We start from the raw sequence: 21,243 nt of genomic DNA, 5'->3' as shown, positions 1-21,243 counted from the left end.
AACCAGAATCAGCCCTTCAGGTATTCTGCCGCGTCGAGCGCGAAATAGGTCAGGATGCCGTCGGCACCGGCGCGCTTGAAGGCGAGCAGACTCTCCAGCACCACCGCCCGCTCGTCGAGCCAGCCGTTCTGCGCGGCCGCCTTGAGCATCGCGTACTCGCCGCTGACCTGGTAGGCGTAGGTCGGCACGCCGAACTCGTCCTTGACCCGGCGCACAATATCCAGATACGGCATGCCCGGCTTGACCATGACCATGTCGGCACCTTCCTCGATATCGAGCGCGACTTCGCGCAGCGCCTCGTCACCGTTGGCCGGGTCCATCTGGTAGGTGTACTTGTTGCCCTTGCCGAGGTTACCGGCCGAACCGACCGCATCGCGGAAAGGCCCGTAGAAGGCGGAGGCGTACTTGGCGGAATAGGCCAGGATGCGCGTGTAAATCTGGCCGTTGCGCTCGAGCGTTTCGCGGATGCGGCCGATGCGTCCATCCATCATGTCCGACGGCGCCACCACGTCGGCTCCGGCTTCGGCATGGCACAACGCCTGGCGAACCAGAACGTCGAGCGTCTCGTCGTTAAGCACATAGCCGGTATCATCGATCAGGCCGTCCTGACCATGGCTGGTGTAGGGATCAAGGGCGACGTCGGTGATCACGCCCAACTCGGGAAACTCGCGCTTGAGCGCGCGCACCGTGCGCGGCACCAGGCCTTCCGGGTTGTAGGCTTCCTCCGCGCCGAGCGTTTTCAGCGGCGCATCGATCACCGGGAACAACGCCAGCGCCGGAATACCCAGCTTGACCGTGCGCTCGGCGGTGCGCAACAGGACATCGAGCGATTGCCGCTCGACGCCGGGCATCGAAGCCACCTTCTCGGTACGGCCAGCGCCTTCGAGAACGAAGACCGGGTAAATGAAGTCGTCCGGGGTCAGCACCGATTCGCGCATCAGGCGACGCGAGAAATCATCGCGCCGCATCCGGCGCATCCGGGTTCCGGGAAAGTTTCCTGCCATCTCTGGTCCCTGAAAAAAGATTCAAAAATTTTATACCGGAACGGAACCTTTGACTTCTCGTACCGGTCATAGTGGCACGATGGCTCGCGCCGTCTCCCGCTTCACCTCCCTGAGCGGGTGCCTTGACGCTGTTGAGGCAATTTGGCCTCCGGACTCCCCTGGTCCGGAGGCTCTTTGTTTTCCGGGGCCGCCTTTTTCGCGGAGACGATGCCCAGCCAGCCCGCGAGAACGGCTTCTGCCTCTTCAACCCCGGTTTTCTTCAGGCTGGAAAAGAGCTGGGCCGTGTAGGCACCGCCACCCCAGTTGGCAATTTCCGCCTTTACCGCACGCAGCACCTTGGTCTGCTCCTGGCGCGACAATTTGTCGGCCTTCGACAGCAGGAGATGGATTGGCCGGCCGGTCGGTTTGAACCACTCGATCAGGTTGCGATCCAGATCGGTGAACGGCCGCCGGCTATCCATGATCACCACCAGCCCGACCAGCGGGCCACGCCGGCTGAGATAAGGACCGATCAGGCCCTCCCACTGCGCCCTGATCTCCTCCGGAGCCTTGGCGAAACCATAGCCGGGCAAATCGACGAAGTACTTGCCCGGCGCCAGCGTGAAGTAATTCAGATGCTGGGTTCGCCCCGGCGTCTTGCTGACGAAAGCCAGGCGGACCCGCCCGGCCAGGGTATTGATCGCCGACGACTTGCCGGCATTCGAGCGCCCAGCGAAGGCCACTTCGCAGCTGGCATCCGCTGGCAGATCACGCAAATTTGCGACGGTTGTGTGAAACACCGCGTTCTGGAAGATGGGCATAAAAAACGCGGAAGACCCGCCTAGTTGAAGGGAAACTAATATAGAATAACAGGTTTGTAACTTCCGTTCCGGCCAAAGCGCCTTCTTCTGCGCATTAGGAGTTCGAAAATGATCCGTTCCGCGGCAATGGCAATCCTGTTTGCCACCAGTTTTGTCACCCACGCATCCGAGCCAGTCAAGGTCAAGGCCGACCCCGCCAAGGGCAAGGTCGTCGCCGAAACCATCTGCGTCGCCTGCCACGGCGTCGACGGCAACAGCATGAGTCCCGAGAATCCGCACTTGGCCGGACAGATCGAACCTTACATCTACAAGCAGCTGAGCAACTTCAAGGCCACCGGCGACGCGCCCGCCGCACGGGATAACGCGATCATGGCCGGCATGGCTGCCGCGCTCTCCGACGAAGACATGAAGAACGTCGCCGCCTGGTTCGCCAGCCAGAAGCTGAAGCCGGAATCGGCCAAGAATGAAGCCAGCCTCGCGCTGGGCAAGAAAATCTGGCGCCAGGGCGACCATCGCAAGGGCGTTCCCGCTTGCGCCGGCTGCCACGGCCCGGCCGGCAGCGGCATGCCCGCCCAGTACCCGCGCCTGGCCGGCCAGTTTGCTGCTTACACCGAAGCCCAACTGGTTGCCTTCCGCGCCGGAACCCGCGCCAACGATCCGGAAAGCATGATGCGCACGATCGCTGCCAAGCTTTCCGACGCTGAAATCAAGGCTGTCGCCGACTACGCCGCCGGCCTGCGTTGATCCGGTAACGCACGAAATCGGGGCAGCCTGTGGGCTGCCCTTTGTTTTTGCGCGACGCCGGTTGCTTTCTTGTCGCACATTGCCGCTGGGATTAGACTGTCCGCACCACAAACAACAAGGCGGAGACTGACCATGAAGACGCTCAAGCAATTGCTGGCTGGCAAACCCCAGGTCCTGGCCGCTGTCGCCCCTGACGACAGCGTTTTCCATGCCCTTTGCGTGATGGCCGAACACAATGTCGGCGCCCTGCTGGTTCTCGAGGACGGGCGCCTGGTCGGCATCTTTTCCGAGCGCGACTTTGCGCGCAAGCAGATCAGGAACAATCTCTCGCCCAAGGAAATCCCGGTGCGGGAAATGATGAGTTCTCGCGTCGCCTACGTCGGCCCGGAAAGCACTCTGGAAGAATGCATGACGCTGATGACGGAAAAACGCTTCCGCCACCTGCCCGTGCTCGACGACGAGATGCAGGTGCTCGGCATCCTGTCGATCGGTGACATGGTCAAGGAAATCATCAGCTCCCAACAATTCCTGATCGAGGAACTCGAGCGTTACATCGCCAGTTAAGCCATGAGCGCGCACGACAGCCTGCACTTCCGCATTCTCGAAGACATCGCCCACGAGCTTTCCGGCGACATCAACTTTCCGACCTGCATGGATGCCGCACTGCTCGTGCGCAACACGCTGAAGGACCCGTTCGCCAACATCGACCGGGTGGTCCGGGTGGTCAGCGTTGAACCGCTGATTTCCAGCAAGTTGCTGCGCCTGGCCAACTCCGTCGCCTACAACCCCAGCGGCAAGACCATCAGCGACCTCGGTACAGCCATCGGCCGTATCGGTTTCGATTCGGTCCGCACGATCTCGCTGGCGGTGGCCATGGACCAGATGCTGAAGTCGCGCAACCTGGCCCAGTACGAATCAATCGCCCATCACGCCTGGACCCATTCGCTGACCGTCGCAGCAATCGCCCGGGTACTGGCAAGGCGAATCGGCCGCATCAATCCGGAAGACGCGATGATGGCCGGCCTGGTACACGACATCGGCGTCTTCTACCTGCTCTATCGGGCAGCGGAATATCCCGATTACCGCAGCAACCCGGAAGCGATGATGGAACTGCTCTGCGGCTGGCATGAAGGCATCGGCGAAAGCCTGCTGCATGCGCTGGGCATCCCGGAACGAATCATCGAGGCAATCAGCGACCACGACCGCCTGTGCAATATCGAAACCCCTTGCAGCGTGCGCGACGTCCTCTATTTCGCCAACCTGCTGGCCGGCGGGGATCGGGAGTGGATGGGAGAAAACGGCGACGCCGACAGCCAGGAGTTGCGCGAAGCCGACCGCGCCCGCTACCAGGATCTCGTTCAGGAAGCGGAAGACGACATCCACGAGTTGCGCTCGGCCCTCGGCATACGCCCCTAACACTCTTGCCAACCATGCCCCCGACCCCCATCCGGATTCCCGTCCAGGCCATAAAGACGCTCATTTTCATCGGCGGCCTGCTGCCCGCCGCCTGGCTTGGCTGGCAACTGCAAAACAATGCGCTGGGCCCGGAGCCAGGCGAAGCACTGCAGGCCTTTACCGGCAGCTGGACGCTGAACTTCCTGCTACTCACGCTGTGCATCTCACCGGCCCGCGCCCTGACCGGACAGCACTGGCTGCTGCGCCTGCGCCGCATGCTCGGTCTGTTCGCCTTTGCCTACGGTCTGCTGCACCTGTACGGCTTCATCGGCTACGACCATGACTTCGACCTCACCGCGATCGCCCGTGACGTGCTCAAGCACCCCTTCATCGCTGTCGGCTTCGCCGCCCTGGTGCTGATGCTTCCGCTGGCCGCCACCTCGAACGCAACGGCCATCCGCCGCCTGGGCGGGCGCAAATGGCAGGAACTGCACCGCAACATCTACCTGATCGCCATTCTGGGCTGCGTACACCTGCTATGGCAGAGCAAGCCGGAAGAGCTCCCGGCGGCACTGAGCTACGCGGTCTTCCTCGGGCTGCTGCTGTGGTGGCGGATCCAGGAGCGGCGGCGCAAGGCAGCGCCAGTCCCCGACCAGCGGGTGCAGGCGGTGAAGTTCTACCGCAAACGCCCGGATTAGCGACTCAGGGACGGCCGCCGCGTTCGAAACGGATGATCGCGCGACCGTCGGCAGTCTTCTTTGGCGCCGCCTTCCAGGCGTGGCCGTAAATAACCTCGAAACTGGCCGGCAGGCGGCCAGCGCTACGCATCCGTTCATAGGCCTCGCGCACTGCCTGCAGGCGCCCCTTGCCGGTCAGGCCGTGGCGCCTGGCGTGCATCGCGCAAGCCGAACCGGCGCCGCGCAGTTCCGCGAACAAGGCATCGATGTCATCGTAGGTCAGGGTCAGCACTTCCATATCCATCACCGGATCGGCGTAACCGCTTTCCACCAGCATGTCGCCGAGATCGTGCATATCGGTGAAGCGCTGCGTATGGGCATAGCCATCGGCGAAAGCCGACCGTAGCTCCCGCAGCGTATCCGGCCCCAGCGTCGAGAACATCAGCAGGCCGCCGACCTCGAGCACGCGATGGGCTTCTGCCAGCGCCGGCAAGGGGTGATCGAGCCAGTGCAGGAGCAGATTCGACCACACCAGCGACACCGAGGCCCCGGCCAGCGGCAGCGACTCCGCCGCCGCCTGCAGGCAGTCGGGCGCAGCGCCATCAAGCCCGAGCCAGCGCCGCCAGCCGGACCTGGCCGGGCGTGCCGCCGTCAGCATCGGCCGGGCGATATCGACGCCAAGCAGGCGGGCCTGCGGATAGCGTTCGAGCAAGCCGGGAAAACTGCCGCCACGGCTGCATCCCAGATCGAGGATGCGCTGCGGCTGCAGACGGACATAGTCGAGACGCTCGAGCATGCGTCGGTCGATCTCCCGGGCCAGGAAATCGTGCTGCGCATAATCCACAGCCGCGCGCGCGAAACGGCGCGCGACCGCCGGACGGTCGACGAAGGCGACTGCGTCAGCCTGGCTCACACCGCACGCAGGCCGAGGCGGGCAAACAGGGCGTCGTCGCGGTCGACATCGGGATTGCCGGTGGTCAGCAGCGCGTCGCCGTAGAACATCGAATTGGCACCGGCCATGAAACAGAGCGCCTGCAATTCGTCGCTCATTTCCTGACGCCCCGCCGACAGGCGGACCCAGGAAGCCGGCATGGTGATGCGGGCGGCGGCGACGGTGCGCACGAACTCGAAGGGGTCGAGGCGTGGCTGTTCGGCCAGCGGCGTGCCGGGAATCGGCACCAGGTTGTTGATCGGCACCGATTCCGGCGGGCTCGGCAGGTTGGCCAGCTGGACGATCAGTGCGGCGCGGTTCTTGCGCGACTCACCCATGCCGATGATGCCGCCGGAGCAGACATTGATGCCCGCGTCGCGCACCTGATCGAGCGTGTCTAGACGATCGTCGTGGGTATGCGTGCGGATCACCTGGCCGTAGAAATCCTTGTCGGTATCGAGGTTGTGGTTGTAGTAGTCGAGCCCGGCCGCCTTCAGTTTCTCGGCCTGGCCTTCCTTGAGCATGCCCAGCGTGACGCAGGTCTGCATGCCGAGTGCCTTGACCTCGCGCACCATCGCCAGCACCTGGTCGAGATCGTTGTCCTTCGGACCGCGCCAGGCAGCGCCCATGCAGAAGCGCGAGGCGCCCTTGGCCTTGGCCGCCTGCGCAGCCGCCACCACTTCACCGAGCGGCATCAGGCGCTCGCGTTCGAGATCGGTGTCGTAACGGGCCGATTGCGAGCAATAGCTGCAATCCTCGGAACAACCGCCGGTCTTGACGGAAAGCAGGGTCGAGCGTTGAATGGCATTGGCATCGAAATTCTCGCGATGCACCGTCTGCGCGCGGAACAGCAAATCCAGCAGCGGCAACTCGTAGAGCGCCAGCACCTCCTCGAGGGTCCAGCGGGGAAGCGCTGCGGTCTGGGAACAGGAAGGAGTCACGGCGGTGGCACTGGCTGGCATGGCATACCTTAAGAAAATCGTCGAAAAATCAAGGGGGAAGGCGAATGGTAATTATGGATTACCGAAGCGGTCAAGCCTTGCCGGCATTTTACCCCACGCCGTCCACCGCCGTTTCGCCAGCCTTCTCCGTCACCACCTCGCGCTACCCGGCAGCTGCCTGCTCTGCGCTGCCGACAGCGGCAAGGAGCTGCTCTGCCCCGCCTGCGTCGGCGACCTGCCGCCCTTGCCGGCGCAGCGCTGCCCGCGCTGCGGCGAAGCGACGACCCACGGCGAGCACTGCGGCGCCTGTCTGCAGAAACCGCCGGCCTTTTCCGGCGTCAGCGCGCTGTATCGCTACGATTTTCCGGTCGACCGCCTGATCCACGCGCTGAAGTACGGCCACCAGCTGGCCCTCGCCGACTGGTTCGGTCAGCGACTCGCCAGCGTGCTCGCAAACCACGATTTCACCGCCGTCGTTCCCCTGCCGCTACACCCACAACGCCTGCGCGAGCGTGGTTTCAACCAGTCAGCGGAAATCGCCCGTACCATCGCCGGGCAACTGCAACTGCCGTTTGCCCGCGAACTGCTGCAGCGCCAGCGCGCCACCGCTGCGCAGGCCGGCCTCGACCGCAAGGCCAGGCAACGCAATGTACGCGGCGCCTTCGCCTGCCATGCGGACTGCAGTGGCCAGCGCATTCTTCTGGTCGACGACGTGCTGACCAGCGGCGCCACCGCCGATGAAGCCGCCCGCAGCTTGATCCAGCACGGGGCGCGCGAAGTCCATGTTGCGGTCGTCGCCCGCACCCTCAACGGCTGAATTCGTGATTTAATCGGCGCCTTTGCCGCTCACCGACCGTCCCGTGTTTGCCGTCGTCCTCGTCCATCCGGAAATCCCGCCCAATACCGGCAACATCATCCGCATGTGCGCCAATACCGGCGCCGAACTGCATCTTGTCGAACCGCTCGGCTTCGATCTGAGCGACAAGCATCTGCGCCGGGCCGGCCTCGATTACCACGAATACGCCAGACTCGTTCGTCACCCGGACTGGCCGAGCTGCCTGGCCGCGCTGGCGCCGCGCCGGATGTTCGCAATGACCACCCGCGGCAGCCGCAACCTCTACTCGGTAAATATGCAGGCAGACGACGTCTTCGTCTTCGGCAGTGAAACCGCCGGCCTGCCGCCGGCGATCCGCGACAGCTTCCCGGAAGAGCGGCGCCTGCGCCTGCCCATGCGCGCCGGACAACGCAGCCTCAACCTGTCCAACGCCGCCGCCGTCACCATCTTCGAGGCGTGGCGGCAATGCGGTTTCAGCGACGCCGTGTAAGCCGACGGCTCAGGCGATCTCTTCCTTGGGATCACGCGCCATCAGTTGGCCGACCGCGTCCCGCGCCGTCATCCGGCCGTCGAGAACGGCGGCCACCGCCGCACTGATCGGCATATCGACGCCGAGCCGGGCTGCCAGGCACGCCGTTTCCCGCGCCGTATAGACCCCTTCGGCAACATGGCCGAGTTCGTCGAGCACCTCGGCCAGCGACTTGCCCTGCGCCAGCCCGAGGCCAACCCGGCGGTTGCGCGAAAGATCGCCGGTGCAGGTCAGGATCAGGTCGCCCATCCCGGCCAGCCCCATGAAGGTCTCGCGCTGGGCGCCCAGCGCGACGCCGAGACGGGCGATTTCGGCAAGACCACGGGTCATCAGCGCGGCCCGCGAATTGAGACCGAGGCCAAGGCCATCGCAGACCCCGGTGGCAATCGCCAGCACATTCTTGACCGCGCCACCGACCTCGACACCGACCAGATCGTCGTTGGCGTAGATGCGCAGACTGCCGCCGTGCAACTGGCGCGCCGTCTCGCGCGCCAAAGCGGCATCGCGGGAAGCCAGCGCGATCGCGGTCGGCTGTCCGGCGGCGACTTCCTCGGCAAAACTCGGCCCGGACAGGGCGCCACAACGCGCATCGGCCCCCATCACGTCGGCCACCACCTGGTGCGGCAGTTTACCGCTGCCGGCTTCAAAGCCCTTGCATACCCAGAGCAAGGGCACCGTACAGCCCAGTTCGCGCAGCTTCTCCGCCGTCGGCCGCAGGCCGGCGATCGGCGTGGCGACGATCAGCAACTCGGCATCAGCGACAGCTGCGGCAAAATCGGTCGCTACCGCAACCTGCGCCGGCAGTCGATAGCCCGGCAGGAAACGGCGGTTTTCACGGCCGGAAACGAGATCGGCAGCGACATCGCTTTCGCGCGTCCACAAGGTCACCGCATGCGCCTCGGCAAAAGCAATCGCCAGCGCGGTGCCCCAGGCACCGCCCCCGAGCAGGGAAATCCTCATAGCCCCCAGACCTGCGTCGCGCGGACCACGCCGCTCAGTCCGTCGCGATGCCTGACCGCGACCCAGCCGGGCGCCGGAGTACCGACGTAGTCAAGCACCACCCATTTGGCCAAACTGGCGCTGAGCGGCGCATTGTCCGCCGCCGCTTCCCGAAGCTCGGCACCTGCCGCGGTGACGATGACGGTCCGCCGCTCGGTCAGTTGACTGGCCTCGATCCAGGCCAGCCCGCCCTCGGCGTCGCGCACCTTGGCCCAGCCCTCGAGGCGGACCACCACCTCGACCGGCGTCTGGGCGCGGATCAGGTAGAGTTTCTTCGCCTTGTTGGAAGGCGCATCGTAAAGCACCGCCGCCGGCACGACGACCGAACGAAAATCCAGCGCCAGCGCCGGCAGGGCCGTGGCGAGGCAGCACAGGGCAGTCAGCAGGCGGCGCATGAGCGGCTTACTGGAGCGGGGTTTCAGCCGCTGCCTGCATTTCCTGCAGACGCTGCACGTACATTGCCTCGAAATTGACCGGCTGCAGCAGGATGGCCTGGAAGCCGGCGCGGGTCACCGCATCGGAAACCGTTTCGCGGGCATAGGGGAAGAGGACGTTCGGGCAGGCGATGGCGATCAACGGCTCAAGCTGTTCTTCGGGCACGTTCAAGATGCGGAAAACCCCGGCCTGCGCCACTTCGACCAGGAACATCGTCTTTTCGCCGAGGGTTGCCGTCACCGTCACCGTCAGCACAACCTCGAACACCCCTTCGCCGACGCCGCGGCCGGTCGAATTGAGCTGTACGGAAACCTGCGGCGCCTCCTGTTCGAGGAAGACTTCCGGGGCATTCGGCACTTCAAGCGAAAGGTCCCTGACGTAAAGCTTCTCGATGCCGAAAACCGGCTGTTCGTTCTGTTCCATGTTTCTCTTTCTGGTAGTTGATCAGTTCAGGCGTCCGCCGCCAGCAGGGGCAACAGACCGCCAGCCGCGTCGAGGGCGTAGAGGTCATCGCAGCCGCCGACATGGGTGCTGCCGATGAAGATCTGCGGCACGGTGCGCCGGCCGGTCTTCTGCATCATTTCGTCGCGCCGCTCGGGGTCGAGGTCAACCCGGACTTCCTCGATTTCGGCGACGCCGCGTTCCGCCAGCAGCCGCTTGGCACGGATGCAGTAAGGACAGATGGCGGTTGTGTACATCACGACGGACTGGGTCATTTCTTGCGCCCTCCTTTGTGCAGCGGATAAGTCGCAGCGACCCAGGCATCGACCCCGCCGCTGAGGTTGTACAGTTTTTCGAAACCGTTTGCCTTCAAGTCCTTGCAGGCCCGGTTCGAACGCAAGCCGGAGGCGCAGCAGAGGATCAGCGGCAGTTCCTTGAATTTTTCCAGTTCGTGCAGACGCTCGCGCAACTGCCCTTCGGGGATGTTGATCGCATCGGGAATGTGGCCGGCGGCAAATTCGCTCGCCTGCCGGACGTCGATCACCTTGGCATCCTGGCGATTGATCATCAGCGTCGCCTCCCCCGGATTGACGGCAGCACCGAGCGGCCGGAAGATCAGCGGCCAGAGCAGCCCGAGACCGGAAACAACGACAATCCCGATGAGCAGGATGTTCTGGTTGATGAAATCCATCGGCATTACTTAATTCTCCACACCACAAAAAACTTCACGCATCATGCCGACCAGCTGCAGGGTGCGCTGATCGCCGACACGGTAGAACACCCGGTTGGCATCCTTGCGCGTCAGCAGGACACCCTTCTCGCGCAGGATGGCGAGATGCTGGGAAATATTGCTCTGCGAGGTACCGACCGCGTCGACGATATCCTGCACGCAGGCCTCCTGATCGCCGACGACACACAGGATCTTCAGGCGCAGGGGATGGGCGATAGCCTTCAGGGCTTTCGCTGCCGTTTCGATATGCTCCTGCTTGTCGATCAGGCTGGAGGAAATAAGGTCCAAGATAGAAAACCTCAGTTGGGTTGAACGGTTGATTATAGAATAAGCCTTGCCAAACCTAGAACCCAATCACGATTTCCTCATGTTTTTCGCCCGCGCCGGCCTGCGCTCCGCTCTTTCCTCCTGCTTGCTCGCGCTGTTGCTGGCGTTCGTTGCCATCCCCCCTGCCAACGCCCAGAAAAAGGCCAGCGCGCCGGAAGTCGCCGCCAAGCGCGCCGATCTTGAGGAGCTGCGCAGCCGCATCGAGGATCTGCGCAAGGAACTGTCGAGCAGCGAGGATTCGCGTGCCGATGCCGCCGACCGGCTACGCGAATCGGAGCGGCAGATTTCCCGCCTGCAACGCAAGCTGCACGAACTCGGCGGACAGCGCGAGCACCTCCAGCAGCGCCTGGAAAACCTGGAGACCCAGTCCCGCGAACTGGGTGGCACGCTCTCCCAGCAGCAACAGCAACTGGAAAACCTGCTCTACCGTCAATACCTGAAAGGCTCGCCCGATTCGCTGCAGTTATTGCTCAACGGCGACAACCCGAGCCAGCTGGCGCGCGACCTTTATTACCTGTCCGCCATCGCCGGCGCCAAGGCCGAACTGATGGGCGAAATCCAGGCCACCATCCGGCAGAAGAAGGCGCTCGCCGAGGACACCCGGGAACGCACCGCAGAACTGGCCGAGGTCGAGAACGAACAGCGCCGTCACCACAGCGAACTCGAACAGCAGCGCCGCGAGCGCCAGGCCCTACATGCCGAACTGTCGAGCAAGATCCGCGCGCAACGGCGCGAGATCGGCTCGCTGCAGCGCGATGAAAAACGCATGACCCGGCTGATTGACCGCCTGTCGCGCATCATTGCACAGCAGGCGGCCAAGGCTGCGGAAGAAGCCCGCCGCAAACCGCCCCCGCCGCCGCCAAGCACCGGCACCAACCGCGAACCGACGCCGCCGCGCGAAGCGCCGGGCAAGGAAAACCGCTACGACCCGGTACCCAACGATGGCCGCTTCGCCAAGTTGCGCGGCAAGCTGCGCCTGCCGGTGCGCGGCGCGGTGATCGGCCGCTTCGGCAAAGCGCGCGAAGGCGGCGGCCAATGGCGCGGTCTCTTCATCCGGGGCGACAACGGCAGCCCGGTCAAGGCGATCGCCGCCGGCCGGGTGGTGTTTTCGGAGTGGATGCGCGGTTTCGGCAACCTGCTGATCGTCGACCATGGCGACGCCTACCTGTCGATCTATGGCAACAACGACTCGCTGCTCAAGCAGGTCGGCCAGTCCGTCGATGGCGGCGAAACCATCGCCACCGTTGGCAACACCGGGGGCAATCCGGAATCCGGTTTATACTTCGAAATCCGTCATAAAGGTAATCCGATCGACCCCTTGTCCTGGGCCAGCCTGAAATGAGCAAAATCAAGACTTTAAGCCTCGCTGTCGGCGGCTTCGTTGCCGGCGCACTGATCACCCTGCAGTTACCCGCCTTCGCCGAGAAGGATGCCAAGGTCGGACTACCGATCGAGGATCTGCGCACTTTCGCCGAGGTATACAGCGCGATCAAGCAAGGTTATGTCGAACCGGTCGAAGACAAGAAGATGATCGCCAATGCGATCGCCGGCATGCTCGGCAACCTCGACCCCCACTCCGCCTACCTTGACGCCGATTCGTTCAAGGACCTGCAGGTCGGCACCCAGGGCGAGTTCGGCGGTCTCGGCATCGAAGTCGGCATGGAAGACGGCCTGGTCAAGGTCGTTTCGCCGATCGAGGACACGCCGGCCTACCGCGCCGGGGTCAAGGCCGGCGATCTGGTTTTCAAGCTCGACGACACCCCAGTCAAGGGCCTCAGCCTGGCCGACGCGGTCAAGAAGATGCGCGGCAAACCGAAGACCTCGATCCGCCTCAGCATCCTGCGCAAGGGCGAGGCCAAGCCGCTGGAAATCACCCTGGTGCGCGAAGTGATCAAGGTGCAAAGCGTCAAGTCCAAGGTCATCGAACCGGGCTACGCCTGGGTCCGCATCACCCAGTTCCAGGAAACGACGGTCGCCGACCTCGCCAAACACCTTGGCAAGCTGTACAAGGAAGGCGAACTCAAGGGCCTCGTCCTCGACCTGCGCAACGATCCGGGCGGCCTGCTCAATGGCGCCATCGGCGTCTCCGCCGCCTTCCTGCCGCCTGAGGTCAAGGTCGTATCGACCGACGGCCGCACCGAGGACGCCAAGCAGGAATATCTCGCCCGGCCGCGCGACTACCTGCGCGGCACCGCGGAAGACCCGCTACGCGCCCTGCCGCTCGGCGTCAAGAAGGTGCCGATGGTGGTGCTGGTCAATGGCGGCTCGGCCTCGGCCTCGGAAATCGTCGCCGGCGCGCTGCAGGATCACAAGCGCGCCGCCATCGTCGGCACCCAGTCCTTCGGCAAGGGTTCGGTGCAGTCGGTGCTGCCGCTGCCCGGCAACACGGCAATCAAGCTGACCACGGCCCGCTACTACACGCCCAGCGGCCGCTCGATCCAGGCCAAGGGGATCACCCCCGACATCGTCGTCGAGGAAACCCCGAACGGCAACGGCCCGGCCCGCCTGCGCGAAGCCGACCTCGAACGCCATCTCGAAGACAAGCAGGAAGCCGCGAAGAAGGAAGAAGCCAAACCCCAGCCGAACAAGCCCGCCGCCAAGGAAGAACACGACGACGAGGCGATGCCGGCCCGTCTGGAATACGCCAGCAAGAGCGACTACCAGTTCCAGCAGGCGCTGAACATCTTGAAGGGCGTACAGTTCATGCAAGGCAAGCAGTAAGCAGCCAAGCAGCGGAGGGATGATGAATACAGACCTCAGGAAAAAGCGGGAAATCCTGTTTTCCAAGTTTCCACCGGGGCAGGTACCGGAAGCCGCCGACGACCTCAAGAAGGTAGACGAGGTCGAAGTCGAGCCGCGCTACGAGAAGCGGGCGCTCGGCGTTGCCTACGACCTGCAGCAACACACCCTGGCCGAACTCGAGGATCGTCTGGTCGACCACGGCTACCACCTCGACAGCACGCTGATGAGCAAGCTGACGCGAGCGCTGATCCACTACGTCGAGGAAACCCAGTTGCACAACATGGTGGTCCCCGAGAAGCGCCTCAAGCCCTCGCCCGAGGAAGCCTACGTCAAGGCCTGGGAAACCCGGCCGCATGGCGACCACGACGACACCCCGCCGGAGTGGCGCGAGTACAAGTGACCGACGAGCAGCTGCTCCGCTACAGCCGGCACATCCTCCTTGACGCACTCGGCATCGAAGGCCAGCAGCGCATCCTCGACAGCCACGCGCTGATCGTCGGCGCCGGCGGCCTCGGCTCGCCGGCGGCGCTCTATCTCGCCTCAGCCGGCATCGGCCGGATCACCCTGGTGGACGACGACGTTGTCGACCTGACCAATCTGCAACGACAGATCCTCCACACCGAGGCACGCGTTGGCATGGCCAAGGCCGAATCCGGCCGTTTGGCGCTGGCCGCGTTGAATCCCGCAGTCGACGTGGTGCCGCTGCAAAGCCGACTGGCCGGCGCCGAGCTCGACGCCCTGGTCGGCAGTGCCGACCTCGTCCTCGACTGCAGCGACAACTTCACCACCCGCCACGCCATCAACCGCGCCTGCGTGCACCACCGCAAACCGCTGATCTCCGGCGCCGCCATCCGCTTCGACGGCCAGGTCAGCGTCTATGATCTCGCCCGCGACGACGCACCGTGCTACCACTGCCTGTTCCCGGAAGCCGAGGACGTCGAGGAAGTGCGCTGCGCGGTAATGGGAGTGTTCGCGCCGCTGACCGGCATCGTCGGCACCATGCAGGCTGCCGAGGCGCTGAAGCTGGTCGCCGGTATCGGCGAATCGCTGAACGGCCGGCTGCTGCTGCTTGACGCCCTGAACATGGAATGGCGGAAGGTGAAGTTCCGCCGCGACCCCGACTGCGCGGTCTGCGGCAGCGCCGCTACAGCCGGCTAAGCGCCGGCGAGCGGCCGGGCGAGCAGGCGGATATCCGGCCCGACCTGCCGCAGATCGACAATCTGCAGCGAACGCTTGTCGGCCAGCGTGCTCAGCGCCGGCAGATTGAACAGCCCGGCGGCGGCGTCGCCGATCAGGCAGGGCGCCAGATAAAACAGGAACTCGTCGACCAGGCCTTCGCGCAATAGCGAGCCATTCAGCTTGTGGCCTGCCTCGACGTGCAACTCGTTGATGCCGCGCCGCCCCAGTTCCTGCAACAGGGCGGCAAGATCAACCTTGCCCCGGGCGTTCGCCAGCAAAACGATCTCGGCCCCGGCGGCGCGCAAGGCGGCGGCGCGTTCCGGCACCTCCACCGCGGCGGCAATCAGCACGCCGCCCCCGGCCAGGATTTTCGCCGTCGGCGGCGTCTCCAGCCGGCTATCGACGATCACCCGCAGCGGCTGGCGCGGGGTGGCGACGTCGCGCACGGTCAGGCTCGGATCGTCGTCGCGCACCGTACCGAAGCCGGTCAGGATGGCGCAGGCACGAGCCCGCCAGCGGTGGCCGTCGCGACGGGCGTCGGCACTGGTGATCCACTGGCTGCTACCGTTGTTCAGCGCCGTCTTGCCGTCCAGGCTGGCCGCCGCCTTCAGGCGCAGCCAGGGGCGGCCGCGGGTCATGCGCGAGACGAAACCGATGTTCAGTTCGCGCGCCTCGTTTTCCATAATCCCACTTGCTGTGTCGATGCCGACGGCCCGCAGCAGCGCCAGGCCGCGGCCAGCGACCAGCGGATTGGGATCTTCCATGGCGGCGACGACGCGCGCCACGCCGGCAGCGATCAACGCTTCCGCACAGGGCGGCGTGCGCCCGTGGTGGCTACAGGGTTCGAGCGTGACGTAGGCGGTGGCACCGCAGGCCCGCTCACCGGCGGCGCGCAGGGCATGGACTTCGGCATGCGGCTCACCGGCCCTTTCGTGCCAGCCTTCGCCGACGATTTCGCCGTCGCGGACCAGCACACAGCCGACGCGCGGGTTGGGCGAGGTCGTCCACAGGCCGCGCTCGGCCAGTTGCAGCGCCCGCGCCATCATGCTGCTGTCGGCGGCGGCAAAGCTCATTTCTTGCGTGACGACGGCGAGACTTCCTTGATCGCCTTGGAGAAGGCGTCGACGTCCTCGAAATTGCGATAGACGGAGGCGAAACGGATGTAGGCGACCTTGTCGAGCTTCTTCAGCTCGCGCATCACCAGTTCGCCCAGTTGCTGCGTGCTGACTTCGCGCTCGCCAGCGGTGAGCAGCTTTTCCTCGATGTCGGCGATCGCCGCATCGACCGATTCGATCGATACCGGGCGCTTGCGCAGCGCCAGCTCGAGGCTGGCGCGCAGCTTGGCACGGCTGAAGTCGGCACGCAGGCCGTTCTTCTTGACCACCTGCGGCAACTGGATCTCGGCCCGTTCGTAGGTGGTGAAACGCTTGTCGCAGGCCGCGCACTTCCTGCGGCGACGGACGATGTCGCCCTCTTCGGAAACCCGGGTGTCGACCACCCCGGTTTCGTCATTGCCGCAGAAAGGGCACTTCATGCCGGTTTAAGCGCCGTAGACCGGGAAGCGCTTGCACAAGGCCGACACCTTCTCGCGCACCTGGGCGGCGACGGCTTCGTCGTTCGGTGCGTCGAGCACGTCGGCGATCAGGTGGGCGATCTGCTCGGCTTCGATCTCGGTGAAGCCGCGCGTCGTCATCGCCGGCGAGCCGATGCGGATGCCGGAAGTGACGAAAGGCTTCTGCGGGTCGTTCGGGATGCCGTTCTTGTTGACGGTGATGTGGGCGTTGCCCAGCGCCGCTTCGGCTTCCTTGCCGGTCAGGTTCTTGGCGCGCAGGTCGACCAGGAAGACGTGGCTTTCGGTACGCCCGGAAACGATGCGCAGGCCGCGCTCTTCACCGAGCACGCGGGCCATGACGCGGGCGTTCATGATCACCTGTTCCTGATAGTTCTTGAACTCGGGCGTCGCGGCTTCCTTGAAGGCAACGGCCTTGGCGGCGATCACGTGCATCAGCGGACCGCCCTGCAGGCCCGGGAAGATGGCGGAATTGATCGCCTTTTCATGTTCGGCCTTCATCAGCACGACACCACCGCGCGGGCCGCGCAGGGTCTTGTGCGTGGTGGTGGTGACGACATCGGCGAAGGGCACCGGATTCGGATAGAACCCGGCGGCAATCAGGCCGGCGTAGTGGGCCATATCGACCCAGAAGATGGCGCCGATTTCCTTGGCGATCCTGGCGAAGCGCTCGAAATCGATGCGCAGCGCGTAGGCCGAGGCACCGGCGACGATCAGGCGCGGCTTGTGCTCGCGGGCCAGCGCTTCCATCCTGTCGTAGTCGATCTCTTCCTTTTCGTTCAGGCCGTAGGAGACGACGTTGAACCACTTGCCGGACATGTTGAGCGGCATGCCGTGGGTCAGGTGACCACCTTCGGCCAGGCTCATGCCCATGATCGTGTCGCCCGGCTTGCAGAAGGCCATCAGCACGGCCTGGTTGGCCTGCGAACCGGAGTTCGGCTGGACGTTGGCGGCATCGGCGCCGAACAGCGCCTTGATGCGCTCGATGGCGATCTGCTCGGCGACGTCGACATGCTCGCAACCGCCGTAGTAGCGCTTGCCCGGGTAGCCTTCGGCGTACTTGTTGGTCAGCTGCGAGCCCTGGGCTTCCATGACCGCCTTGCTGACGTAGTTCTCGGATGCGATCAGTTCGATGTGATCTTCCTGACGCTGGTTCTCGGCCGTGATGGCCTGCCACAGTTCAGGGTCAACTTTCGCCAGGGTGTCTTTCGCGGAAAACATGGGGATGCCTCAAGCCGTTGAAAAAGGCGGAGATTTTATCACGAAGGCAGTTCGTCCAGCGCGCCGCCCGCCAGATGCCCGGTTTCGCCCCAGCTTTCCAGCGTCCACCGGCCATCATGCATGGCGATCCAGTTGATGCCGGCGTTCGGAATCAGGAAGTCGCGCGCCATTTCGAGCGGATTGCCGCGCACGAAACGGTTGATCACGTCGAGCACGCCGCCATGAACGACGACGGCGATGTTCTGGCCGGGATGCAGGGCGGCGATTTCGCGCAGCTTGCCGGTGACGCGCGCGTACATGACCGTCAGGCTCTCGCCGTTCTCGAACGCGTAATCGGCGTTGCGCCCCTCGAAGGCGGCGTAGCCCTCGGGAAAGCGCGCCGCCGCCTCGGCGTAGGTCAGACCTTCGAAGACGCCATAGCGGCGTTCGCGCAACTCGGGCGTCGCCACCGGCTGCAACTGCAGCGCGGCGCCGATCGCCAGCGCCGTATCCCAGGCCCGGCGCAGGTCGCTGGCGTAGAGGGCGGCGATCCCGGCGGTCTTCAGCCAGCGCCCGGCGGCCTGCGCCTGACGGTGGCCGGTCGCGTTGAGGCCGATGTCGATCTGCCCCTGGATGCGCCGTTCGGCATTCCACTCGGTCTCGCCATGGCGGACCACGCAAAGCCGCGTCGGGCGCGGCAACTCTTCATCAAAACGCATGTCAGGCCTGCGACTGGAGGAAATCGTCCATACGGTTCTCGGCAACGCTGAACCAGGCGTTTTCGGTACGCCGGTACTTGTCGTAGGCTTTGAGAATCTTCTTGAATGCCGGGTTCTTCTTCGCCTCGTCGGCGTATAGCTGCTGCGCCGCCTTGTACGCCGCTTCGAGGATCGGCCGCGAGAACTCCTGCAGCTTGACGCCGCTCTGCAGCAGCTTCTTCAGCGCGATCGGGTTCTGGTGGTCGTAGCGCGCCATCATCGACACGTTGGCTTCGAAAGCCGCTGCCCGGAACGCTTCCTGATATTCGCGCGGCAGCTTTTCCCACTCGTTGCGATTGACGAAGAAATGGATCATCGGCCCCGGCTCCCACCAGCCCGGGTAGTAGTAGTTCTTCGCCACCTTGTAGAAGCCCAGGCGCTCGTCGTCGTAGGGACCAACCCATTCGGCGGCGTCGATGGTGCCGCGCTCCAGCGCCGGGTAGATGTCGCCGCCGGCAATCTGCTGCGGGACGACGCCAAGCTCGGAAAAAACCGCGCCGCCAAGGCCGGCGATGCGCATCTTGATCCCCTTCAGGTCGTCGACCGCGCTGACTTTTTTCCGCCACCAGCCGCCCATCTGCGTCCCGGTGTTGCCGCCGGCGAAGGAAAGCACGTTGAAATTGCCGTAGAAGTCGTCAAGCAGTTCCTGGCCGCCGCCGTAATAAACCCAGGCATTCATCTGCCGCGCATTCATGCCAAAGGGCATCGACGTGCCAAAGCCGAAGCTCTTGTCCTTGCCGACGTAATAGTAGGAACAGGTATGTGCCACCTCGACCGTGCCCTGCTCGACGGCATCGAAGGCCTGCAGACCGGGGACGATCTCGCCCCCCTGGAAGACGCGGATGTCGAAACGACCGCCGGTCATCGCCCGCAGCCGGTCGGCAAGCACCTCGGCGCCACCGAAGATGGTGTCCAGGCTGCGCGGAAAACTGGAGGTCAGCCGCCAGCGCACCGCCGGGTAAGCGCCCTGCACGGCGGCCGCCTCGACCGGCTGCGGCGTCGGCTCGCCGGCTGGGGCCGCCGGCTTTTTCGCCGGTGTCGGCGCAGCGACCGGCGGCGGCGCTTCATCCTTGCCGCAAGCGGCAAGCGAAGCCGCTGCGCCAGCCGCCGCCACGGCCAGAAAATCTCTACGTTGCATGCACGTCTCCTCCCGTCCAGGCGGGATTTTTCTGTCACCAATGACGGCATTCTTCCGTAAAGCGCCCGTTTTTGCGAGCCCGAAACGATTTCCGCCCGCCCCGGCAGCCGGCGGCGTACACTCGGACGGCACCGCAGCCCCGGAAAAGCCACCGTGTCCCAACTGCCAGAACGCCTGCAAACCCATGTTGCCGCGGCCAGTTCAGCAAGCGAACTGGCGACGCTGGCCAGCGCCGCCCGCGCCGAGCTCGCCCGGGTGCCGGGCAGTAGCGCACTGAGCGATCTTGCCGACGCCCTGACCCGACGCCTGCTGGCACTCGCCGAAGCGGAACTCGGCCGGGCGCCACTCGCCTACGCCTGGCTGGCCCACGGCTCGCAGGGCCGACGCGAGATGACCGCACTCTCTGACCAGGACAATGCCCTGGTGATCGCCGACGCTTTCGAGCCGGAGCGCCACGGCGACTACTTCGCCAATCTTGCCGCCAAGGTCTGCGACGGCCTGGCCGCCTGCGGCATCGTCCAGTGCCCCGGCGGCATGATGGCAAAGCATGCCGAGTGGCGCGCCAGCCTGAGCGACTGGCAGCAGCGCTTTACCGGCTGGCTGCAGGTCTGCGACACCCATCAGGCCCGCCTGGCGAGCAATCTCTTCGACCTGCGCTGGATCGCCGGCGAGCGCGCACTGATTGCGCCGCTGCAGCGGCTGATCTGCGAGCGCTGCCCGGGCGCCGACCCGCTGCTCGGCCGCTGGATCGCCAACGCCGCTGGCGCCCCGCCCGCCCTCGGCCTGTTCCAGCGCCTGCGCCTGGACCGCGACGGCCGCTTCGATCTCAAGCGCAACGCACTGATCCCGATCGTCGAACTGGCCCGCATCCACGCTCTCGCCGCCGGCAGCGACGCCTGCGGCACCGACGCCCGCCTGGTGGCGGCTGCCGGCAAACGCTGGCTGAGCCGCAGCGACGCCGACGAACTGCGGCGCCACTGGCGGCAACTACGTGAGATCCAGCAGCGCCGACTGGCCGCCGTCTGGCAGGACGGCGGCGACCCGCGGCTCGACCCGCAAACCCTGAACCGCGAAGAAAAGCAGCAATTGCGCAGCGCGCTGCTCCGCATCGAGCGGCAACGCGCTGCGCTGCGTCTGATCTACCCGGACGTGCCGCTGTACTGAAGCCCCCGGCGGCGAAGCCGAGCCGCCAGTGCCGCCCGTTTTGACGACGAGGCCCGCATCCGCCTGTCAGATTTGACAATGGGCGTGCCAATGATGTCGCAGCACAGCAAACCGGCGCAGCCGATTTCCCGTTTCAGCCCGGCATGGCGCGGCATTAAGCAGACTTGCGCGCAGCCCCGCTTCCGGCATGCATGTTGCTGTACCGAAACTCAAGTCCCACACTCAAGGCATGCGCCGAGTGTGAGCCGCCGTAACAATTGAGAAAGCGACATGGAAACCCTCGACCCAAGCAGCGCAACCCCCTATCAACGCATCGGCGGCGCCGACGCCATCCGCAAGCTCGTAGACCGCTTCTACCAGATCATGGACGAACTGCCGGAAGCCTACACCGCGCGCAAGATTCACCCGCAAGACCTCACCGAGTCCGGCAACAAGTTCGTCGATTACCTCTCCGGCTGGCTCGGCGGTCCGCAGCTTTACGTCGAAAAATACGGCCCGCCCATGCTGCGCCGCCGCCACATGCCCTACGCCATCGGCCCGGAAGAACGCGACCAGTGGCTGATGTGCATGAAACTCGCCCTGGAAGAAACCGTCCCCGACATCCCGCTGCGCAGCGCCTTGTACGAGCAGTTCGTCCAGATCGGCGAATTCATGCGCAATCGGGGCGAAAACCTTGCCTCCTGCGGCTGCGGGCACTGAGCAAG

General features: G+C 64.9%; 27 protein-coding genes. 12 read left to right on the top strand and 15 right to left on the bottom strand.

From position 1 onward, the window contains the following. Positions 1-8: 8 nt before the first annotated feature. Both hemB and yihA read right to left on the bottom strand, forming a co-directional pair. Entirely contained in the window at positions 9-1,004 is a 996-nt protein-coding gene (hemB, locus tag ACE3OV_RS10730; protein WP_374327076.1) for a porphobilinogen synthase, read from the bottom strand. Positions 1,005-1,105: 101 nt separating this feature from the next. Continuing rightward, positions 1,106-1,804 carry a ribosome biogenesis GTP-binding protein YihA/YsxC gene (gene yihA / locus ACE3OV_RS10725; RefSeq protein ID WP_374327075.1) on the bottom strand — a complete coding sequence of 233 codons (699 nt, stop codon included), beginning with the start codon at positions 1,802-1,804 and terminating at the stop codon, positions 1,106-1,108. Between the two features lie 108 nt (positions 1,805-1,912). Here yihA and ACE3OV_RS10720 point away from each other — a divergent pair, with 108 nt between their 5' ends. From ACE3OV_RS10720 to ACE3OV_RS10705, 4 genes are all read left to right on the top strand, one after another. Further along, positions 1,913-2,548, top strand: a complete 636-nt coding sequence (locus tag ACE3OV_RS10720; protein WP_374327073.1) for a cytochrome c — start codon at positions 1,913-1,915, stop codon at positions 2,546-2,548. Positions 2,549-2,680: 132 nt separating this feature from the next. Then, complete coding sequence (locus tag ACE3OV_RS10715; RefSeq protein ID WP_374327072.1) at positions 2,681-3,112, top strand: CBS domain-containing protein; 432 nt, start codon at positions 2,681-2,683, stop codon at positions 3,110-3,112. 3 nt (positions 3,113-3,115) lie between these two features. After that, positions 3,116-3,964, top strand: coding sequence for an HDOD domain-containing protein (locus ACE3OV_RS10710; protein ID WP_374327071.1), 849 nt, complete (start codon positions 3,116-3,118; stop codon positions 3,962-3,964). Between the two features lie 14 nt (positions 3,965-3,978). Beyond that, a complete protein-coding gene (locus ACE3OV_RS10705; protein WP_374327069.1) occupies positions 3,979-4,641 on the top strand; it encodes a sulfite oxidase heme-binding subunit YedZ in 663 nt (220 codons plus the stop codon). A gap of 4 nt (positions 4,642-4,645) precedes the next feature. Here ACE3OV_RS10705 and ACE3OV_RS10700 read toward each other — a convergent pair whose 3' ends face one another. Together ACE3OV_RS10700 and bioB are read right to left on the bottom strand one after the other, a co-directional pair. Further along, positions 4,646-5,533 carry a methyltransferase domain-containing protein gene (locus ACE3OV_RS10700; protein WP_374327067.1) on the bottom strand — a complete coding sequence of 296 codons (888 nt, stop codon included), beginning with the start codon at positions 5,531-5,533 and terminating at the stop codon, positions 4,646-4,648. Further along, a complete protein-coding gene (bioB, locus tag ACE3OV_RS10695; RefSeq protein WP_374327066.1) occupies positions 5,530-6,513 on the bottom strand; it encodes a biotin synthase BioB in 984 nt (327 codons plus the stop codon). The genes ACE3OV_RS10700 and bioB overlap by 4 nt, the downstream gene beginning before the upstream one ends. On the opposite strand from bioB, the gene ACE3OV_RS10690 reads away from it, so the two are divergent. After that, entirely contained in the window at positions 6,512-7,309 is a 798-nt protein-coding gene (locus ACE3OV_RS10690) for a ComF family protein (protein ID WP_374327065.1), read from the top strand. The genes bioB and ACE3OV_RS10690 overlap by 2 nt on opposite strands. A 43-nt stretch (positions 7,310-7,352) precedes the next feature. Continuing rightward, positions 7,353-7,817, top strand: a complete 465-nt coding sequence (trmL, locus tag ACE3OV_RS10685; protein ID WP_374327064.1) for a tRNA (uridine(34)/cytosine(34)/5-carboxymethylaminomethyluridine(34)-2'-O)-methyltransferase TrmL — start codon at positions 7,353-7,355, stop codon at positions 7,815-7,817. A 9-nt stretch (positions 7,818-7,826) separates the two neighbouring features. Here trmL and ACE3OV_RS10680 read toward each other — a convergent pair whose 3' ends face one another. The 6 genes from ACE3OV_RS10680 to ACE3OV_RS10655 are packed head-to-tail and all read right to left on the bottom strand — an operon-like array spanning position 7,827 to position 10,749. Continuing rightward, positions 7,827-8,816 (bottom strand): NAD(P)H-dependent glycerol-3-phosphate dehydrogenase, encoded by a 990-nt coding sequence (locus ACE3OV_RS10680; RefSeq protein WP_374327063.1) that lies wholly within the window; start codon positions 8,814-8,816, stop codon positions 7,827-7,829. After that, a complete protein-coding gene (locus ACE3OV_RS10675; RefSeq protein ID WP_374327061.1) occupies positions 8,813-9,250 on the bottom strand; it encodes an SH3 domain-containing protein in 438 nt (145 codons plus the stop codon). Before ACE3OV_RS10675 ends, ACE3OV_RS10680 begins: the two co-directional genes overlap by 4 nt. 7 nt (positions 9,251-9,257) lie before the next feature. Continuing rightward, positions 9,258-9,713, bottom strand: coding sequence for a protein-export chaperone SecB (gene secB, locus ACE3OV_RS10670; RefSeq protein ID WP_374327059.1), 456 nt, complete (start codon positions 9,711-9,713; stop codon positions 9,258-9,260). Positions 9,714-9,739: 26 nt separating this feature from the next. After that, entirely contained in the window at positions 9,740-10,006 is a 267-nt protein-coding gene (gene grxC / locus ACE3OV_RS10665; protein WP_374327057.1) for a glutaredoxin 3, read from the bottom strand. After that, positions 10,003-10,428, bottom strand: a complete 426-nt coding sequence (locus tag ACE3OV_RS10660; protein WP_374327056.1) for a rhodanese-like domain-containing protein — start codon at positions 10,426-10,428, stop codon at positions 10,003-10,005. Before ACE3OV_RS10660 ends, grxC begins: the two co-directional genes overlap by 4 nt. Before the next feature lie 3 nt (positions 10,429-10,431). Further along, positions 10,432-10,749 (bottom strand): ArsR/SmtB family transcription factor, encoded by a 318-nt coding sequence (locus tag ACE3OV_RS10655; protein ID WP_374327054.1) that lies wholly within the window; start codon positions 10,747-10,749, stop codon positions 10,432-10,434. A 79-nt stretch (positions 10,750-10,828) separates the two neighbouring features. On the opposite strand from ACE3OV_RS10655, the gene ACE3OV_RS10650 reads away from it, so the two are divergent. The 4 genes from ACE3OV_RS10650 to ACE3OV_RS10635 are packed head-to-tail and all read left to right on the top strand — an operon-like array spanning position 10,829 to position 14,688. Continuing rightward, positions 10,829-12,130 (top strand): murein hydrolase activator EnvC, encoded by a 1,302-nt coding sequence (locus ACE3OV_RS10650; protein ID WP_374327053.1) that lies wholly within the window; start codon positions 10,829-10,831, stop codon positions 12,128-12,130. After that, entirely contained in the window at positions 12,127-13,509 is a 1,383-nt protein-coding gene (locus tag ACE3OV_RS10645; RefSeq protein WP_374327051.1) for a S41 family peptidase, read from the top strand. The genes ACE3OV_RS10650 and ACE3OV_RS10645 overlap by 4 nt, the downstream gene beginning before the upstream one ends. A gap of 22 nt (positions 13,510-13,531) precedes the next feature. Next, positions 13,532-13,930: a hypothetical protein gene (locus ACE3OV_RS10640; protein WP_374327050.1), complete on the top strand. Its 399-nt coding sequence runs from the start codon at positions 13,532-13,534 to the stop codon at positions 13,928-13,930. Then, the gene (locus ACE3OV_RS10635; protein WP_374327049.1) at positions 13,927-14,688 is read left to right on the top strand and encodes a ThiF family adenylyltransferase; all 762 of its coding nucleotides are present in this window, start codon (positions 13,927-13,929) and stop codon (positions 14,686-14,688) included. The genes ACE3OV_RS10640 and ACE3OV_RS10635 overlap by 4 nt, the downstream gene beginning before the upstream one ends. Here ACE3OV_RS10635 and ribD read toward each other — a convergent pair. Genes ribD through ACE3OV_RS10610 form a run of 5 tightly spaced genes read right to left on the bottom strand, consistent with a single transcriptional unit; the run spans position 14,685 to position 19,375 of the window. After that, the gene (gene ribD, locus ACE3OV_RS10630; protein ID WP_374327047.1) at positions 14,685-15,782 is read right to left on the bottom strand and encodes a bifunctional diaminohydroxyphosphoribosylaminopyrimidine deaminase/5-amino-6-(5-phosphoribosylamino)uracil reductase RibD; all 1,098 of its coding nucleotides are present in this window, start codon (positions 15,780-15,782) and stop codon (positions 14,685-14,687) included. The genes ACE3OV_RS10635 and ribD overlap by 4 nt on opposite strands. Beyond that, the gene (nrdR, locus tag ACE3OV_RS10625) at positions 15,779-16,243 is read right to left on the bottom strand and encodes a transcriptional regulator NrdR (RefSeq protein ID WP_374327046.1); all 465 of its coding nucleotides are present in this window, start codon (positions 16,241-16,243) and stop codon (positions 15,779-15,781) included. Before nrdR ends, ribD begins: the two co-directional genes overlap by 4 nt. 6 nt (positions 16,244-16,249) lie before the next feature. Continuing rightward, positions 16,250-17,500 (bottom strand): serine hydroxymethyltransferase, encoded by a 1,251-nt coding sequence (gene glyA / locus ACE3OV_RS10620; RefSeq protein ID WP_374327045.1) that lies wholly within the window; start codon positions 17,498-17,500, stop codon positions 16,250-16,252. A 38-nt stretch (positions 17,501-17,538) separates the two neighbouring features. Next, positions 17,539-18,198, bottom strand: a complete 660-nt coding sequence (locus ACE3OV_RS10615; protein ID WP_374327043.1) for a histidine phosphatase family protein — start codon at positions 18,196-18,198, stop codon at positions 17,539-17,541. A 1-nt stretch (position 18,199) separates the two neighbouring features. Further along, the gene (locus tag ACE3OV_RS10610; protein WP_374327042.1) at positions 18,200-19,375 is read right to left on the bottom strand and encodes a TRAP transporter substrate-binding protein; all 1,176 of its coding nucleotides are present in this window, start codon (positions 19,373-19,375) and stop codon (positions 18,200-18,202) included. Positions 19,376-19,528: 153 nt separating this feature from the next. On the opposite strand from ACE3OV_RS10610, the gene ACE3OV_RS10605 reads away from it, so the two are divergent. Then, on the top strand, positions 19,529-20,539 hold the full coding sequence (locus ACE3OV_RS10605; RefSeq protein WP_374327041.1) for a DUF294 nucleotidyltransferase-like domain-containing protein: 1,011 nt from the start codon (positions 19,529-19,531) through the stop codon (positions 20,537-20,539). 270 nt (positions 20,540-20,809) lie between these two features. Beyond that, on the top strand, positions 20,810-21,238 hold the full coding sequence (locus tag ACE3OV_RS10600) for a group II truncated hemoglobin (RefSeq protein ID WP_374327039.1): 429 nt from the start codon (positions 20,810-20,812) through the stop codon (positions 21,236-21,238). Positions 21,239-21,243 lie beyond the last annotated feature (5 nt).

The organism is Azonexus sp., assembly GCF_041909095.1.
GTDB lineage: Bacteria > Pseudomonadota > Gammaproteobacteria > Burkholderiales > Rhodocyclaceae > Azonexus.
Note: the sequence above shows the minus strand (reverse complement) of the source record. Positions and strands in the feature narration are given on the sequence as shown.